Annotated in this window: 18 protein-coding genes; 12 read left to right on the forward strand and 6 right to left on the reverse strand. The window is 36.2% G+C overall.

The annotated features are described in order from the left end of the window. Positions 1–146: 146 nt before the first annotated feature. The gene (locus MF646_RS14610; RefSeq protein ID WP_250097251.1) at positions 147–1013 is read right to left on the reverse strand and encodes a dimethylarginine dimethylaminohydrolase family protein; all 867 of its coding nucleotides are present in this window, start codon (positions 1011–1013) and stop codon (positions 147–149) included. A 163-nt stretch (positions 1014–1176) separates the two neighbouring features. Here MF646_RS14610 and MF646_RS14615 point away from each other — a divergent pair, with 163 nt between their 5' ends. The 3 genes from MF646_RS14615 (at position 1177) to MF646_RS14625 (ending at position 4122) form a co-directional block, all read left to right on the forward strand. Next, positions 1177–1548: a hypothetical protein gene (locus MF646_RS14615; protein ID WP_250097252.1), complete on the forward strand. Its 372-nt coding sequence runs from the start codon at positions 1177–1179 to the stop codon at positions 1546–1548. Positions 1549–1655: 107 nt separating this feature from the next. Further along, positions 1656–3214 (forward strand): IS3 family transposase gene (locus MF646_RS14620; protein WP_250097253.1). Its coding sequence is split into 2 segments (ribosomal slippage): positions 1656–2298 and positions 2298–3214, totalling 1560 coding nucleotides; the frame shifts between segments, so codons are not numbered across the junction. A gap of 152 nt (positions 3215–3366) precedes the next feature. Then, entirely contained in the window at positions 3367–4122 is a 756-nt protein-coding gene (locus MF646_RS14625; RefSeq protein WP_250097254.1) for an exodeoxyribonuclease III, read from the forward strand. A gap of 62 nt (positions 4123–4184) precedes the next feature. Here MF646_RS14625 and MF646_RS14630 read toward each other — a convergent pair whose 3' ends face one another. Both MF646_RS14630 and MF646_RS14635 read right to left on the reverse strand, forming a co-directional pair. Further along, complete coding sequence (locus MF646_RS14630) at positions 4185–5480, reverse strand: hypothetical protein (protein WP_250097255.1); 1296 nt, start codon at positions 5478–5480, stop codon at positions 4185–4187. A 163-nt stretch (positions 5481–5643) separates the two neighbouring features. Then, entirely contained in the window at positions 5644–6462 is an 819-nt protein-coding gene (locus tag MF646_RS14635) for a Cof-type HAD-IIB family hydrolase (RefSeq protein WP_250097256.1), read from the reverse strand. A 179-nt stretch (positions 6463–6641) separates the two neighbouring features. Here MF646_RS14635 and MF646_RS14640 point away from each other — a divergent pair, with 179 nt between their 5' ends. Then, entirely contained in the window at positions 6642–7697 is a 1056-nt protein-coding gene (locus MF646_RS14640; protein WP_250097257.1) for an iron-containing alcohol dehydrogenase family protein, read from the forward strand. A 71-nt stretch (positions 7698–7768) separates the two neighbouring features. Here MF646_RS14640 and MF646_RS14645 read toward each other — a convergent pair whose 3' ends face one another. After that, positions 7769–7939 (reverse strand): hypothetical protein, encoded by a 171-nt coding sequence (locus tag MF646_RS14645; protein ID WP_250097258.1) that lies wholly within the window; start codon positions 7937–7939, stop codon positions 7769–7771. A gap of 155 nt (positions 7940–8094) precedes the next feature. Here MF646_RS14645 and MF646_RS14650 point away from each other — a divergent pair, with 155 nt between their 5' ends. Together MF646_RS14650 and MF646_RS14655 are read left to right on the forward strand one after the other, a co-directional pair. Then, a complete protein-coding gene (locus MF646_RS14650; protein WP_250097259.1) occupies positions 8095–8724 on the forward strand; it encodes an MOSC domain-containing protein in 630 nt (209 codons plus the stop codon). 220 nt (positions 8725–8944) lie between these two features. Further along, positions 8945–9337 (forward strand): hypothetical protein, encoded by a 393-nt coding sequence (locus tag MF646_RS14655; RefSeq protein ID WP_250097260.1) that lies wholly within the window; start codon positions 8945–8947, stop codon positions 9335–9337. A 7-nt stretch (positions 9338–9344) separates the two neighbouring features. Here MF646_RS14655 and MF646_RS14660 read toward each other — a convergent pair whose 3' ends face one another. Beyond that, positions 9345–10304, reverse strand: coding sequence for a LacI family DNA-binding transcriptional regulator (locus MF646_RS14660; protein ID WP_250097261.1), 960 nt, complete (start codon positions 10302–10304; stop codon positions 9345–9347). Positions 10305–10518: 214 nt separating this feature from the next. Between MF646_RS14660 and MF646_RS14665 the strand changes: the two genes are divergently transcribed. From MF646_RS14665 to MF646_RS14690, 6 genes are all read left to right on the forward strand, one after another. Further along, complete coding sequence (locus tag MF646_RS14665; RefSeq protein WP_250097262.1) at positions 10519–11301, forward strand: Cof-type HAD-IIB family hydrolase; 783 nt, start codon at positions 10519–10521, stop codon at positions 11299–11301. Positions 11302–11579: 278 nt separating this feature from the next. Continuing rightward, a complete protein-coding gene (locus MF646_RS14670) occupies positions 11580–12869 on the forward strand; it encodes a glycosyl hydrolase family 18 protein (RefSeq protein WP_250097263.1) in 1290 nt (429 codons plus the stop codon). Positions 12870–13047: 178 nt separating this feature from the next. Next, complete coding sequence (locus MF646_RS14675; RefSeq protein ID WP_250097264.1) at positions 13048–13437, forward strand: thiol-disulfide oxidoreductase DCC family protein; 390 nt, start codon at positions 13048–13050, stop codon at positions 13435–13437. Between the two features lie 114 nt (positions 13438–13551). After that, a complete protein-coding gene (locus tag MF646_RS14680; protein WP_338035498.1) occupies positions 13552–14142 on the forward strand; it encodes a CBO0543 family protein in 591 nt (196 codons plus the stop codon). An 87-nt stretch (positions 14143–14229) separates the two neighbouring features. After that, complete coding sequence (locus MF646_RS14685) at positions 14230–15090, forward strand: hypothetical protein (RefSeq protein WP_250097266.1); 861 nt, start codon at positions 14230–14232, stop codon at positions 15088–15090. A 204-nt stretch (positions 15091–15294) separates the two neighbouring features. Then, positions 15295–17430: a peptidoglycan D,D-transpeptidase FtsI family protein gene (locus MF646_RS14690; protein ID WP_250097267.1), complete on the forward strand. Its 2136-nt coding sequence runs from the start codon at positions 15295–15297 to the stop codon at positions 17428–17430. 50 nt (positions 17431–17480) lie between these two features. Here MF646_RS14690 and MF646_RS14695 read toward each other — a convergent pair whose 3' ends face one another. Then, positions 17481–18050 (reverse strand): LOG family protein, encoded by a 570-nt coding sequence (locus MF646_RS14695; protein ID WP_250097268.1) that lies wholly within the window; start codon positions 18048–18050, stop codon positions 17481–17483. Positions 18051–18098 lie beyond the last annotated feature (48 nt).

The following is an 18098-nucleotide window of genomic DNA, read 5'->3' on the forward strand; positions in this document are numbered from 1 at the left end:
CACTCCTTGTTTAATCGTAGAGAGGTGATGAAGGAGCTGTTTCAAAAAGCCAAGAAACAGAAATAGCAATGGCTCTGGTCGCTACTCGCCTTGAGAAGAGAATCCAACTCAAGGCTTATAAAAGATGTAACGACCCCGCACATTGCTTAATGGTTATCTCCTTCTCTTAGAACAGGAAGAGTGCAGCAGCGGAACGACCCTCCAGATTTGATGATTTCGGTAATATCGACTTCAATCACTTCAAAACCACGTGCTCGTAACTGCTCATTTACTTTTGTATTCACTGGCAAACTAAAGATTTTCTTGTTGCCAATCGATAAGACGTTGGTTCCTAGTGTAAATTGTTCTTCTTCCGTGACTTCAATTAAATCGAACCGAGAAGCAAGGAAGTCAATTTCTTTCGGTGTTAAAGCGTCAGGATAAATAAGTGCTTCTTTAGGAGATACAATATTAAATACACAATCCAAATGTAAGTATTTTTCTGTAAAAGGAACAGGCACAACCTCGTAATGAGGCAAAATGCTTTGCAGGTGATCAATCGCATTTTGATTCGTACGATTGCTTAAGCCGACGTAGATCGATTCTCCGTCAACAATAACATCTCCACCTTCAATCATATCACCAATTAAATTGAAATAAGACATCCGCTCCTGTTTAATCCAACCACGTAATACTTCTTCTTCGCCTTGTCTAATCTTATGAGCCATTTCGGCAACAAATAAGATATGCCCAAAGGTAAATCCAATATCACGTGTAAATACTTGCTCTGGAAACATTTTTAAAGCAGGTAATAAAACAACATCGACCCCATGGTCCTCAAGTGTTTTCACAAATTTCTTATGTTGAGCCATTGCTAGTTCAATATGGATTCCTTCATCTTTAAATTTCTTTTGTGTTTCATTGATAACGTCGCGAATCGTCATATATTCTGGTTTGCATAAAATGACTTGTTTTAATACATCATATTCACTTCTTGCAAACGGCTTTCGTTGTTGCTTAGAAAAAATAGACATTTATGGTCCCCCAGTTTTTTATCAGTCTTTATCAATGATAGCATGCCCAATGTTGGCAGAAACATGAGGTCTACTTTCAATGTTTTGACCATGTTTATTTATAGTCATTTGGTTCATAATGGAAAATAGAGCCAATACACGCAGCCGTTATAAAGGAGGAAAAGTGGAGCAGCTAATTGAGTTTGTTGAAGCGCAACAGGCATGGTTATTTTTAATTGGTGTTGTGATTGTTGGTTTTTTGCTTATTTCCTTATTAAAAACGTTATTTAAATTTGCTGTTATCCTACTCGTAGTGGCAATAGGGGCAGTTGTTTTATTTGATATGGCACCAGAAGATCTTGCTGAGGGTGGCGTTAACTCGGTGAAAAAGGGAACAGCGTTTATCCAGGATAAAATGATCCCAATGATGTCTGAAGGTTTTTTAGAAGAACTGTTTAAACAGCCCATATCTATAAATGAATTATTAGATGAACTTGAACTAAACAATCACAACGAACAGGACACCATAGTTGAAGTAATTAAAGAGAATAAGTGAAGAAGGGGGTGTCTCAAAAGGTCTGTTTTTGACCTTTTGATATGCTCCCCTTAAGGTAGACAGATTAAAAAATAAAAATCTGTTTTTACCTTAGGGGGAGTTTTTTTATGGCGAAACAATGGTATTCACCTGAATATAAGCTTAAAGTTTTGCTTGCTTACGAAACCAAAAACTGCACAATAAGAGAACTGTGTTTAAAATACAAAATTGCTAAAACTTCGTTATCAAAGTGGATTAAGCAATTTAGAACGGATGGAATAGATGGTTTACATACATCGACATCTTGTAAGGCGTATTCTAAGGAGCTTAAGGAAGCAGCTGTTAGAGACTTTTTGAATGGTGACTACTCCCAAAATGAAATCATTAGAATGTATGAAATCTCCAGTTTATCCGTACTTCAGAGGTGGATTAACAAGTATAATAGTCATAGAGAATTAAAGGATACGAAAAAGGGAAGGATGGCCTCTATGACTAAAGGAAGAAAGACAACTTGGGAAGAACGAATACAAATAGCTACTGATTGTTTGGAAAGTGGTAAGGATTATCAAAAGACTGCGGAAGTTTATGGTATATCCTATCAACAAGTTTATCAATGGGTAAAAAAGTACGAAAAAGATGGAGCTGAATCACTTCAAGATAAGCGTGGAAGAACCAAAGCGGAAAGCGAACTATCACCAGACGAAAAGATAAAATTACAAATGCAGAAGCTTGAGAGAGAAAATGAACGTTTACGTGCCGAGAATTTATTTTTAAAAAAGTTAGAGGAGATCGAAAGGAGGCGGTAATAAGCCAAGTGCGATTAGAAGAGAAATATCTTGCCATCCAAGAACTTCAAAAGGAAGAGGGTCTCGCTATTTATTTACTTTGTGAAATCGCCGGCATTGCGCGTTCGTCCTACTATAAGTGGCTTAATCGAACACCTTCAACTAGAGAAAGTTTGAATAAAGAAATCATAAAAGAGATGAAAGCTCTCCATGAGAAAGTGGATGGCATTTTTGGTTATCGCCAAATGACATTACAAATGAGCCGAAAGTTTAATAAGAAACTCAATCACAAGAGGATTTATCGTTTGATGAAACTCTCCAATTTACAATCCGTCATTCGGAGAAAGAAAAGACAGTATAAACGTTCTACTCCACAGCACGTGACGGAAAATGTATTAAATCGCGATTTCAAAGCGGAAAAGCCTAATGAAAAATGGGTTACGGATGTCACAGAATTTAAGTATGATTCGTCAAAGAAGGCTTATTTAAGTGCCATTCGCGATTTATATGATGGTTCAATTGTTAGCTATGTCCTGGGCTCTTCCAATAATAATGACCTTGTATTTCAGACGTTTGATCAAGCTAAAGCGTTTTTGAATGGTGAAAAGCCAATGATCCATAGCGATCGCGGGTTCCAGTATACATCTAAAGAATTTAAACGAAAGATTGATACCGCAGGCATGACACAGAGTATGTCACGAGTAGGTAGATGTATTGATAACGGCCCAATGGAGTCATTTTTTGGAACACTTAAATGTGAGAAGTACTTTTTACAGAAATTCAGTACATTTGAAGAGCTTTCGTTAGCGGTAGAGGAATACATAGACTTTTATAATCATGATAGATACCAAAAACGACTAAACGGCCTTAGCCCTATGGAATATAGAGATAAAGCCGCTTAGATCATTTTTATTATTTCCACTGTCTACTTGACGGGGGGGCAGTTCATTTTGAGACACCCCTCCACTTTTGCTCACTATATTTCTTTACGCTCAAGAGCAACTTATAGTAAGATTAGTTTTTAAGAAAAATGACAAGGAGAAACTTTTAAAATATGAAACTTATTTCTTGGAATGTCAATGGCATACGTGCCTGTGTGAATAAAGGTTTTTTAGATTATTTTCATAAAGTGAATGCAGAAATATTTTGTTTGCAAGAAACAAAGTGTCAGCCGGAACAAATTCAATTACAGCTTGATGGATATGTGCAATACTGGAATTCAGCTGAAAAAAAAGGTTATTCAGGCACAGCTATTTTTTCAAAAGTGAAACCATTATCTGTCCAGTTTGGATTAGGGGATGACTTTAAAGAAAATGAAGGCAGAGTCATCACTTTAGAGTTTGATTCATTTTATTTGGTTAATGTTTATACACCTAATTCAAAAAGAGACTTGTCGCGTCTTGACTATCGACTTGAGTGGGAAGAACGGATTCGTACGTACTTAATGGAGCTTGATACAATAAAACCAGTCGTTCTTTGTGGAGATTTAAATGTTGCTCATCATGAGATCGACTTGAAAAACCATAAGTCCAATCAAAAGAATTCAGGTTTTACACCTGAAGAGAGAGCGAAGATGTCAACGCTACTTCAATCAGGTTTTGTAGACTCGTTCCGCTATCTTCATCCAAACAAGGAAGATTGCTATACTTGGTGGTCTTATATGAATAAAGTTCGAGAAAGAAATATTGGTTGGCGGATTGATTATTTTATTGTTTCTGATCGACTAAAAGGATCTATTAAAGAGGCTGAAATTCATTCAGAAGTGTTAGGGAGTGATCACTGTCCTGTTGAAATAGAACTAACTATTTAAGATAAAAAAAGAGTCCAGCAACGTTTTGAAACAATCGTTGCTGGTAGAGAAATAATCCACTATTAGCTTAATAAATCATTTGAAGAATTATCAGTGTTTACCGTTTTTTTCTCGGAATTCATGTCAACTACTGAAACACCTAAAGTAAAATGGTCAAATAGGATGTTCTTAACCATCTGTACCTTTTCTTGACTACAATGTATGATAACCATAATTTCTCCTCCATTTCCTTTCTTATGTTTGCGCTTTATTTTCTGCTTTTTTATTAAATAGTCAATGATAAAACCTAGGATTGCACCCGAGAACAACCCGATAAGTCCCCAAATGACTGGGCCACCTGTCCAAATAAAGCCATAAATCGTCCCAAGAACTGAAAAGGCTGTAGCCGTAGCAACTGAAGCTTCAAACAAGTTAATGTCTTCACCACCTCGGATGATATCAATATTTTTCTTTTGTTTCGTTTCTGTTAATGGAATGACAAAAATGCTGTCATCATTTATATCATTTTGTTTTAGTTCTTTAATGGCTAGTTCTACATACATAGAATAAGAAAAGGAGGCAATCACATTCATTTCAGTCACTCTTTTCGTAAGTAGGTTGGTTTTAATAGCATGAGGCTGAGTGTTGTCATTAAAATAAATAGCTTGTTGGGCTTTAAATAATTTATTTGATTTTTCACAAAATAAATAGGCGTCGACCATAGAAAAACAAAAGATTGACGGATAAAAGAGTACCCACTGAGGATTAAGAATGTTTGTCGCTTCATGAAAATTCCCCAAAAAAGTTAAATGGATAGCGGGAAGGATATTAGCAAAATAAATGGTAACAGAAGTACAGAAGAGAATGAAAAATGCTGTCGGTATTCTATGTGTATAAAGGTGACCAAGACCTGGTAAAATGAATGACCACATAGCAGCAATAGCTGGTTTTCTTCTTTCTAGAATATTGTTCTCATACCAAGCAACACTAACTGGATTAATTTGCTTAACCGAACCAGTCATATCAGCTAAAAGGGCATGTTTATTTACATCCATTACAACGCGCCTGCCATCCCAGATGCCAAATATATAAACAGGGATATATAGAAGAAACCATCTCGTATCTAGAACTTCTTGGGCCAATTCAAACCTTCCAGTAAAGGAGTATATAATCGCGACATTTAAATTTGAATATGTATTAATAATAAATTCCCAAGCAATGAGAATGACTCCAGAAATATATTTACACATGGCAATCTGAGGTAATCCTGGGAATGCAGCTCCCCACCACATTGCTAAGTTAGGATTCCGAATGGAAACTAAACTAATTGAGAAAGGAGAAACTACCCCTTTAGCATAACGGAATACATGATTTTTCACTTACATAGCCTACTTCCTAATTATTTTGATATGTAGGCGTTAGTATGTATCAAATCAAGTAGCTTATTACAAAATTTGTAAATTTGGATGTGTTTTTATTCATTAGAGACTATAGGTAGAAAAAAAATCCTAAAAAGCATGTGTGCTCTTTAGGATCTATGATTTAGACAGAAGCTTTTGCTAAAATAAACTTTTCTACGACTTTAGCAACTCCATCATTCATATTCGTATCTGTGACATAGTCTGCCATTTCTTTAATGTCATCAGGTGCATTTCCCATGGCAACGCCAAGGCCAGCAAATTCAATCATTGCTAAGTCATTATAACTATCTCCCATAGCTATGACCTCTTCTCGCTTAATACCAAGTGATTGAATGAGGGAATCCAAACTTGAGCCTTTTGTCACTCCTTCTTCCAGGAATTCTAAGAAATAAGGTTTTGAACGCATAATACTTAAAGTACCTGCAAATTCTTCTTTTAACTTTTGTTCGACTTTTACGAGCTTATCAGGGTCTTCACACATTAATACTTTTACGACAGGCTCATTTACGCCTTCAATAAAGTTATCGATTTTTTTAACGGGTAACCCTGTAATTTCACCTTCTCTTGTCGTATAGCGATTTTCCAATTCTGTAACGATTTCATCTCCAATATATGTATGGATATAGACACTTTCTTTTTTACTTAGCTCGTAAAGACGATGAGCAACATCAGGAGGAAGTGTACTACTATACTGTTCTTCTTTTGTTTTACAATTGATAATTTTTGCTCCATTAAAAGAGAGAATAAAGCTGCCGTACTCTTTTAATTGTAATTCATCCGCAATAGCATTCATCCCAAAAGTTGGACGACCGGAAGCGAGAACGACTTTTACGCCTTGTTGTTGTGCAGTCATTAGTGCCTTCTTTGTTCGTTCAGAAATGGTGTGGTCGTCACGAAGCAATGTGTCATCTAAATCAAGAACAATCATTTTGTATGTCATGTTTTTAATTCCTTTCTTTTGTAAGAGACTATAAACTAACTATAAATGAAAATAAGGAGAGAGACTAGCCCCATTCCATCATTAGTTTAGTAAAAGCGTTCTAAAATAACAAAAGTCATAATGATTTTTTAGTTTACTACTACAATGATGGCTAATATTTTGAAAGGGAGGTTTTTGGTGTGAACGAAAATCTACTAACGACTATTTCAATTCCGACCATTTTAGAAATTGGAGAAGGAGTGCTTACTAACTTACATACGATAGTAAAAAGTCATGGAATAGAGCGTGTGGTCATCTTGTTTGATGAATTTTCTTATTCTTTTATTAGCAATAAAATTCAACCATTTTTCGGTAAAAAAAATGCAATGATGATAAAGTTGCCAAATATGATGGATATTCATAATCTTGTTACGAAAGCGTTTGAATTGGGAGATTATGATGCGATCATCTCTATTGGGGGAGGAGCTGTTGTCGATTACGGGAAATATATTTCTTACGTAAGGAAACTTCCTTTTATAAGTATGCCGACTTCAGCATCAAATGATGGCTTTGCTAGTAGCAATTGCTCAATTTATGTAAATGGTAAGAAAACATCTGTTCCTGCCAAAGTTCCTTTTGGAGTGATTGTTGACCTAACGATATTACGACAAGCGCCAGAGCGATTTATATTTGCAGGCATTGGAGACCTTATGTCTAACATTACTGCACTGTATGATTGGGAATATGAAAGTCAAAAAGGAGTCAGTACGGTCAATGCATTTGCTTCTATGATCAGTAAGAAGGCTGTAAACAGTTTCGTACGAACTCCTATGGATGATATAAAGGCTACGATATTCTTGAAAGAGTTAGTTAGTTCGATGACAATGGGGGGAATTGCGACGGTTATTAGCGGCAATAGCTCACCAATAAGTGGTTCAGAACATCTAATCTCTCATGCATTAGATAAAATTACTAAACAACCACAAATGCATGGAATTCAAGTAGGGATTGCTACGTATATTATGGCCAAAGTTCAAAACCACCGTACAGAACGAGTGACAAAAGTCTTTGAACGAACAGGGTTCTTTTCTTTTGTCTCTACGTTACCGCTACAAAAAGAAGAGTTTATACAGGCAATAGAATTAGCTCCAACCATTAAGCCGAACCGTTTTACATACTTGCATGAAAAACTATACCGTGATCAAGCTATAGAGCTTTTAGAGAAGGACGCCATCCTCGTCGACCTATTTAAATAATTGTGGCTCAACAAATGCCTGTTTTGATTTGTAGAAAGGAAGCTTAAACAGGCATTTGTTGGCCTGTTTACTTACATTGTACTTCTTTCAATGGCATTGTCCCAATTAGGAAAATAGTGCAGAGCACTTCTCATCAATTCAGGGTGTGATTTTTTTACCTTTTTCTTATTAAGACTTTCACCAGCTGAACTTAGTTGTTGAATTTCTGTAATGACCTGTTCGGCACTCATATTGACTTCCATATCGTAACCTCCTCGCAAGATTTATTACAATACTTACCTTAGGAAAATCTTTTATACGTAACAATTTATCTTTTTATTTGAGAGAGCAAGGAAGGAATTAAAGGCCAAGTGCAGAAAGAATAGTTTGATAAAGGAAGAGATGGAGGTTTCAAACTGTGATTAAAGGTACCATTGTTTCATTAAATATAGGCAATTCTAAAAATATTGCTGCTTATGGGGAAAAGGAAGTTTTGTCTGCGATACACAAGCAATCAGTAAACGAGCAAGTACTTTATTTATCTGTAACTCAAATTGAAGGGGACGAGCAAGCAGATTTGATTAATCATGGTGGCTTAGATAAAGCAGTCTGCGTTTATCCATATGAACATTATCATTACTGGAACGAAAAATTAGGATTATCACTTCCGATTGGAGCATTTGGAGAAAATATTACGTTGCGTGGCCTAACGGAGACAGATGTGTTCATCGGTGATACATTTCAATGGGGAGAAGCCGTCGTTCAAGTAAGCCAGCCGAGAAGACCTTGTTTTAAAGTTGCCAAGCGCCATGGGGTTAAAAAGTTTCCTTTATATATTCAAGAAACAGGATATTCTGGTTTTTACTTACGAGTGTTACAAGATGGAAACATTTCTGTTAATGATTCACTTATCTTATTAGAACGTAAAACTGATAGTAGTATAGAGTTTGTAAATAAAGTAACGTATCATGATAAGCAAAATAAAGAAGCCATCCACAGGTTGCTCGAATTAAGGGAGCTTTCGGATGCGTGGAAAGAATCACTTTAGCCTTTAATTGATTACTTGTACATAGCGGAAGATACAAGGCAAGATTAGGTGACAACGTCTTAGATTACTATTTGCCGTTAGTAGAAGAGTTTACTCTGCTAACGGTTTTCAAACTATTAACATCATGATTTCACGTACCGTATTTTTGAATAACTAAATTCTTCCATAGCAAGCATAATGCTTCATACTTGTACATCAAATAGTTTAAGAGGTGAAAAATGTGAAAAATAAACTTTTGATCATGACTACCCTTATTCTGTTGATTTTGCTATATCAGTTTTTTCTGCGAGTTCCCACAGTGACCTATTCCGGAGAAACTGACAAGTGGCATGTAAGTATTGAATCAAAGCTTATAGGTACTGAAGGAAGCTATTCTATTTTCATTAAATACAAAGAAAATAAACAGGTAAAACAAGTTGAATATGACATCCACCCTCATTACGGAGGAGGGTGGATAAATGTTGAGGATATTAATAAAGATCAAGTGTATCAGTATGAATGCAATAGTTGCGGGTATTACGATGAAGAAGAGGAGTTGCTTTTTTTTATCAAATGGAAAGATAAATCCAAATTTAACTATGAGAGTGAATTGTTTTCTTTACGTAAAGAGTAATGAAACGTTAAACGGTACTTCTTTCAATTAAAGTAACATCCATTTCTTTATAGGAAATGTGACTTTGAACAGACTGGGAAAAAAGGTTTCTGCCGATTTCTACTAATGGAATTTCCATTGTTGTAATCCCCATGACTTTTGAGATAGGTTGGTTATCAAAACCTATTATTGCTATTTCTTGTGGTATAGAAATCTTGTTTGCTAGACTAGATGCAGCTATACCTGCGGCTACTTGATCACTTGTTACTAGAAGAGCTGTGGGAGGCTCTTTCATATTTGTAATTTTTGACACGACGTTTTCTCCATCTTCTAAATGCAAGCATTGTTCAAAAATATATTCAGGATGAAATGGCAATTTTCTTTTTGTTAAAAAGTCTTTGTATGCTAGAGCTCTGTTTGTACTATTTGCGCCGCTATTACGGCCAATGCAATAACCAATTTTTTTATGTCCCTTGTCTGCTAAGTAATGTAATGCCGTTTGAAAGCTTTTGTAATGGTCGACAAACGTAGCGGAAAAAGGCTGCTCTTGTGTATCCTCACAAAATACAATCGGTCCATAGCCCGCATAGTCATTTATCGTTGACCAAGAGCAAATTCTTGAACAGACAATAAGTGCATCAATTTGCTTATGCTTTAACATATCTAATGCTTCGATCTCTCTCGTTTCCTCATAATTTGTTTGAAACAAAACGAGTTTATAATTGTTTTTTACAGCCTCTTCGGCTATTCCTTCTAACAATAAGCCAAAATATGGGTGATTTGAAAAAGGAAGAACGACTCCTATTAAATGTGTTTTCCCCGTACTTAAGTGAACAGCATTTAAATTTTTTTGATAATTGCTTTCTTTCATTGCTTGCCATACCGCTTCTCTCTTTTTCTGACTCACGTAAGGGTGATTATTTAACACGCGTGATACAGTTGTGATCGATACATTCGCCATTTTAGCAATATCTTTTATATTTGCCATTTTTCTCACCTTCACTTGCTCTAATGAATATATTACTTGAATTTATTTTAGACGATGAAACGTATTTCATGTCAACAATAAGCATGTCGTTTTCTTTGCTTGTTATGAAACGCGTTTCATCATGTACCATATAAAACATGAAATAAGTTTTATTTACGTGTATCATGAAAAGAGATAAAGAAAATTAGTAGAAGTTAGGAGCTGGAGTATAGTAATGGCAGAAAAGAGCATTGTATTTTTTGATATTGATGGGACTTTGTTAGATCACGATAAGAAATTGCCTGTAACGGCAAAAAAATCGATCGAAAATTTAAAAGAAAAAGGACATGAGGTGGCAATTGCTACTGGACGTGCCCCTTTTATGTTTGCAGATTTACGTGAAGAATTAGAAATCAATACATTTGTTAGCTATAACGGGCAATATGTTGTTTTAAATGGTCGTGTATTATATAAAAATCCATTGGATCAACAAGCACTGCATACATTGACGGAATTAGCTGTTTCAAACAATCATCCAATTGTTTATATGGATCACGAGGATATGAAAGCAAACGTTGCTCATCATGATTATATTGTAGAAAGTATTGACTCTCTTAAAATCGGTCATTTTCCAAGCCATGATCCTCTTTATCACCAAGAAAGAGAGATCTATCAATCGTTATTATTTTTAAAAGACAAAGAGGAAGCCATCTATGAAGAACAGTACAAGAAGTTTGATTTTATACGTTGGCATCCACTTTCGGTGGATGTGATCCCAGCAGGTGGTTCTAAAGCAATTGGCATTGAAATAATTACTAGAGAGCTAGGGATCGCGAAGGAAAATCAATATGCGTTCGGAGATGGATTAAACGATATCGAAATGCTTAGTCAAATTACCAATAGTGTAGCAATGGGGAATGCACATGATAAGGCAAAAGAAGCAGCAAGGTATATAACGAATGATGTAGATGAAGATGGAATTCTGCATGGTCTAAAGCTCGTAGGTTTATTAAAATAGTTCATTATTAACGACTATCTCAATAGCGAGGTCATAGACGGCAATGGCTCTGTCTGCTATTCGCCTAGAGAGGAGAAACCCACTCCTCTCTAGGCCTTTAAAAGATATAGCGACTCCACACATTGCTTCGGGGTCACTTTAAAAGGTTAAAATCGTAAACCTTTGAAGTGACCCTTTTTTTAATGGTTGTTAACAAAATATGATGAGCCAGGCACCTTGTTCTAGTTTTTTGAATAAGGTTGTAAGGGAATAAATGTATAGATTAGGAGGACGAGATAGTGGAAATACATGTTGTCTCCGCTGGTGAGTCGTTATGGAACATTGCTCAAATGTACGGGGTGGATTTTCAAACGATTGTCGATGCAAATCAATTGCCTAACCCCGATCAATTAGTTATTGGTCAAGCGCTTGTCATTCCAGTAGGCGGTCGTGTTTATTGGGTTGAAGAGGGGGAAACTTTATCGTCTATTAGCGAACGTTTTCAAGTGCCGGTTGAAGAGATTGTAAGTTTTAACAATATTGAATATCCAAATAATATTCCAACTTGGTTTAGGTTGTATATCCCAAGTGATTACCGTCAAAAGCCAGCTGTTGATGTTGGAGCGTATGTTGATTTAGGAATTACGGGTGAAGAGTCTCCACAGTACGTAGATGAAGTTGGCCAATATTTAACGTATGTACAAATTTTTAGTTATGAATTGAATGCTGATGGGACACTGACACCAATTGATGATCAAGCAATAATAAATACGGCTTTGGCAAATCAAGTCGTACCGTTAATGGTTATTACAAATCTTGAAAATGGTGCTTTCGATACGGAGCTTGTCACTACTGTTTTGCAAAGTGAAGAGCTACAAAATCGTTTGCTTGACGAAGCGATTGCAATAATGGATGAAAAGGGGTATTTGGGTTTAGATTTTGATCTTGAATACTTAGGTGCACAAAACAGAGAACAATATAACGATCTAATGAGAAAAGCGAGAGTTAGACTAGATGAGCGAGGCTATTTTCTTTCTAGTGCATTAGCACCTCAAGTTGAGCCTGGTATGCCAGGTGTATTATATGAAGGACATGATTATGCTGCCCATGGAGAAATTGCCGATTTTGTTTTCCTTATGACTTATGAATGGGGCTGGACTGGCGGACCTCCTATGGCAGTAGCACCACTAAATGAAGTTAGAAGAGTTATCGAATACGCGGCTTCCGTAATGCCAAATGATAAAATTATGATGGGTATTCCATTATATGGGTATGACTGGACCTTGCCTTTTGTAGAAGGTGTTACAAGAGCACGTGCGATCGATCACCAGGAAGCAATCCGTCTTGCAGCAGAGCATAACGCTATTATTGAGTATGATACAGTTGCGCAGTCGCCTTTCTTCAATTATGTTGATGATGAAGGGCAAGAGCATGAAGTATGGTTTGAAGACGCAAGAAGCATGCAAGCAAAATTCGATCTGGTGAAAGAATTTGGATTACGCGGCTTCTATTATTGGGTGTTAGGATGGGAGTTTCCACAAAATTGGTTGTTGATTGATGCTAATTTTACTGTGAATAAACGAGTGTAGATGGAATGTATTGTTAGAGTGTCTGATCATTTTTTAGGGTGGCTTATATTAAGATGAGCCACCTATTTTTTTGTACTTCATTTTTAATATAAAAATGTAGACATTCAGTGATAGGATAAATCTCAAAAGAAGAGGCTATGGTAAAATGTATGTATATAGGAAAGGCAGGTGCAGTATGATGAAACAAATTATTCTATTTGATGGTGAATGTAACGTTTGTAATAAGAGTGTTCAATTTATTATAAAAAGAGATCCAAAAGCGATATTTACATTTGCTTCACAGCAAAGTACAACAGGTAAAAAAATTATGGAACAATACGGGATAGACTCCGACCTAAATAGTTTGGTTTTAGTAGATCAACAAACTTATTTTATCAAGTCATCTGCAGCTTTAAAGATTTGCATGAAGTTAAAATGGCCTTGGAGCTTGTTTTCACTTTTTTTGTTAATACCGACACCTATCAGAGATAGTTTGTATCATTTCGTTGCGAAGAATCGTTATAGGTTTGGAAGAAATGAAAGGTGTATGCTACTACCATCAGATGAACGAAAAAGGTTTTTAGATTGAAGGCAACTCAAATAGGTTGTTTTCAGTTATTTTACAAGGTTTTATTTTCGTTACATTTTTTTACTATAACTGTACATCATAATAGGTACACTTTATTGTAAAAGAGGTTAGGAAATGCATCTTGCGCTATCGCTAGTTGTTTTTTTGTTGAACGTAAGAAGGAAAACGTATTCAAATTTTAAACATTTTTTCCCAAGTGTGCTTTTTGTCATGTTTTTTAATTCGCTTTATTATTATCTTTTTAAACATTTTCTGCTTTGGGAGTTTAACTCTCCATTTGTAAAAGTCAAATATCTTAGGGCGTTGTATATTTTTTTTATTATGCCTCATGTCATTCTTCTCTATTTATCTGAGTTCCCTAGTCGCCTGTATAATCAATTCATTCATATTGTGAAATGGATTGCGATTTCAGCATCCATAGAGTTTTTTCTTTTCCATAAGAAACAATTAATTACATTTCATCACCGGTGGATGATTTTTTGGTCTATATGCGTGTATATAAAAATGTATTTGTTTAGCTATTTATTAACAAAAAAACCACTTATGATTATCAATGCATCTATTGCATCTGTCATTTGTATTCTCTTGATTTTCAAACCACCTTTAAGCAAAGGTTTCTATGAAGGTCCATTGCTAAAATGGATGAAAAGTGTTACTCCATATCGAACGAGAAGAAAGAATGCTTTATTAAAAGTAGGAGATTGAATACATATTGATGTGGGGTGTAGTCTACATAACAACTTAAAAAGATGCACACTATATTACTACAACCAGAAGAGAAGAGTCGTGATAATGATTAACAAAAAACGAAATAGACTGGCATTTGGGTTATTATTTTTCATTCATAGCACGCTGCTATTGGTTACTTTTATCATGAAAAAAGATCGAAAAAACTTGTTTATCGCTCTGTTATCGAATATTTCTTTTGCTTACTTTTTTGAGTACTTTGTTCTCAATGTGTTTCAAGCATATAAGTATAAACCAAAGTTTTTGAAAAACAGAAATTTGGACAATATTTTTGGTGCTCTTTTATCGCAAGCTATTTTTATCCCTTTTACTTCCTTGTACCTGACTGCATTTGAGGTGAAGTGGAGAACAAAGCTATTTGTTAATTTATACTTTGTTTCCGTGGAGTTCCTTTTCTTGCGGATGAAAATTTATAAACTAAATTGGTGGAATCCTATTTTTACTGGTTTGGCTATTCCCGTTCATTTTTACTTAAGTGATATTTGGTACAAGCATATCAAAAAAGGAACCCCGATTGTTTTATCGGTTTCTCTTTTTAATATGATTTTGGTCACTTCAGTCAATATATTGTTTTTGTTAGTTGTGTTAAGAAAGTTGAGGTTTGGAATTGGAAAAGTGTATACATGGTATGAGCATTTTCTCATTGGTCCTCTATATTCAATTGTATATGCTATTGTTGCCACAAAGACAGTAAAGGTAGGCGATTGGATTTCTAAATGTAAGTTGTTGGCTTTTTCAATTAGTTTTCATTTGATCTTAAAACGTCTCCAGGTTTTGAAGTCAACCAAAGAGAATCATTATCTGCTTATGTGGACTCATTTGTTAATGGTTCTTTTATCAAGTTTCTATAAGCAATTGGTCAATAGTCAAGAAGTGGTTAGGGAGGACGAACAGTTCAATAACTAGCTACTTCTTTTTTTACGTTTTAACTATGATTCTATGAAATGTAGATATAAGACTATTACTAAATTACTGGAAAATACCTTATTTTTATGGGGAAATATGTTAAAATAGTATTTAGTCATGTAAGTTTAGAGATTTATTCCATATAATAACCTTTTTTTACTTCGTTTTTACGGGGTTAAAAGTAGGTGAAAAGGTGAGAGGGTTATGAAGAAGAAGAACAAACCAAAACATAGGCAAAAGAAAAGGAATCATCTTTCATTTCGATTAAATGTCCTCTTTTTTGTCGTGTTTCTCTTGTTTTCCGCATTGATTTTGCGTTTAGGCTTTGTTCAAATAGTTGAAGGTGAAACATTTGTTAGTGAACTGGCTTCAACTACGAATGCAACAGAACGACACGATGCACCTAGAGGATTGATGTACGATCGTTTCGGTCATGTTGTTGTCGACAATCAATTGGAATTATCCGTTACATACACCAATCCTTCTAGAACAACAAGGGCGCAAACAATGCTTGAAATTGCTCAAGATTTGGAGCCATTAATTGAAGTTGAGACGGATCGAGTAACGCCAAGAGACAAAAGGGATTACATTTTATTGAATATGTCAGAGGAAGAGCGTTATGAGCTTGTGACTCGAGAAGAAAGAAGGGAACTTGATGGCCCTTCTGAAGAGTATCAGCTTGAGGTTGAGCGGATTACGGATGAACAAATTGATAGCCTCTCTGATCAAGAATTACAAGTTGCAGCAATTTATCGGGAGATGGCCAGAGGATATGCTAATTCGCCACAAAGAATCAAGCAGCGAATAACGGATGAGGAAGCACATCTTATAAGTGAAAATTTAGATAGACTACCAGGTATTGATATCGCAAGACATTCAAGCAGGTCCTATCCTTATGGGGACTCCTTTCAAAGTTTATTTGGTTCAACAAGACAAATACCAAGTGAAAGAGTGGATTATTATTTATCGCGTGGTTATGAGCGCTCGGATATCGTAGGAACAAGCTACCTAGAAGCTCAATATGAAGAAGTGTTACGGGGGCAAAAAGCGATAGTGGAAAGCGTTACAAAACGTGAAGGTACGCGAACGATTGATAGAACAGTGAATGAGCGATTAGGTCAGCGTGGAAATGATCTTGTTCTCACTTTAGATATGGAGCTTCAACAAAGGCTTGAAGACATTATTGATGAGGAGATTCGAAAGTCTGGAAATTCATTCATTTTAGATCGATCCGCTTATGCTGTATTAATGGATCCGCGTACGGGTGACATTTTAGCAATGGCAGGGTTTTGGGATCAGGCAGACCGTGAGCGTAATAGCTATGCAGATCACGCCGGTAATGTAAATAAAGTATTTGAAATGGGGTCATCTGTAAAGGCAGCGTCAGTTTTAACGGGCTTTCATGCAGGGGTTGCTTCACCAGGTACTCGCTTTAATGACCGACCTATTTATTTACCATCTACACCGCCAAAACGTTCCTGGAACACAAGTGGGTTTGGATGGATTGATGATCGACGCGCACTTGAGCAATCGTCCAATGTGTATATGTTTGAAATTGGAATGAGAATGGCTAACTGTTATTATACTGCTCCAAACACAAGTTGTGGTTGGACGACGGGGTCTGGAGGTACAGTTGAACGTGCTTATCAAGAGGTTCGAAATAACTTTAGTCAATTTGGGTTAGGCTCAGAAACGGGGATCGACCTTCCTTCTTATTCATCAGGTTTAACTGGAGGGAGTGAGAGTGGGGGGAATCTTCTTGATTTGATGATTGGACAATATGACAACTATACGACTCTTCAATTAGCCCAGTATATTGCTACGATTGCAAATGATGGTTACAGAATGGAGCCTCGGCTTGTAAGAGAAATACGTGAACCTTCTACGAACCAAAATGAGCAAGGAGCGGTTATGCAAAAGTTTGAACCAACGATCCTCAATCGAATTGAGATGAGTGATGCTCATATTAGTCGTGTTCAGCAAGGGCTTCGTGATGTGATGACAAGAGGAACAGCTCGGGGGAATTTTGCGAATGCTTCGTATCAACCTGCTGGTAAGACGGGTACCGCTCAAGTGAAAGTTGCTGTTGGTCAAGGTGATCATCGCCGAGTCGTTGATGGCAATACCCAATCATTAGTCGGATATGCACCGTTCAATAATCCAGAAATAGCTTTTGCTGTCGTTGTACCAGATGTGAAGCTTGGCAGCAATGGTGGTCGCCAAGGAATTGCTCAAGAAATTTCGAAGTCAGCACTTGAAGCTTACTTTGAGTTAAAAGAAAAACGAAATGGCGCAAAACCAATTGATGAACCACTACTAGAAGAAGTGAATATTGACTAAGAAACGGAAAGAGGCTGTCTCAAAGGGATATTTCCCTTGAGACAGCCTTGTTATGTATCCCATTTACTTACGTAAGCTGGTTTGAAGTTCTCCATTTTTTGTAAGAGCTCTTCTGGACAATCAGAGATAATAATGTTTTTAAGAAAATTAGCTTTCAGAAACCCTTCATTGGTCATATGTTCTAGTAATGAAAGCAGTTTATCATAGAAGCCATTTGGATTTAGAATGCCGATTGGCTTTTGGTGATAACCAATTTGTTGCCACGTTAATGATTCTGCCAATTCTTCAATGGTACCGATACCTCCGGGTAAGGCGATGAAACCATCAGCTAGTTCATACATTTTTGCTTTCCGTTGATGCATATCGTCCACAATAATTAAGTCCGTTAGCTCGATATGCTGAACGTTCTCGTGTATTTTTTTAGGAATCACACCTACTACTTCCCCTTTTCTTTCGAGAACATAGCGTGCTAGTTCCCCCATTAGACCATGGTTCCCGCCACCATATACGAGATTTATGTTTCTTGTGACAAGAGCTTGGGCAAATGTATGTACATCCTCGACATAGCTTGGCCTCGTTCCGAAGCTTGATCCACAAAATACACATATATTTTTAAACATCAACATCCCACCATTCTTTTAAGTTTATACATAAAAATAGTAATAGAA

Origin of the sequence: Halalkalibacter alkaliphilus (genome assembly GCF_023555415.1) — a bacterium.
Lineage (GTDB): Bacteria > Bacillota > Bacilli > Bacillales > Bacillaceae_D > Halalkalibacter > Halalkalibacter alkaliphilus.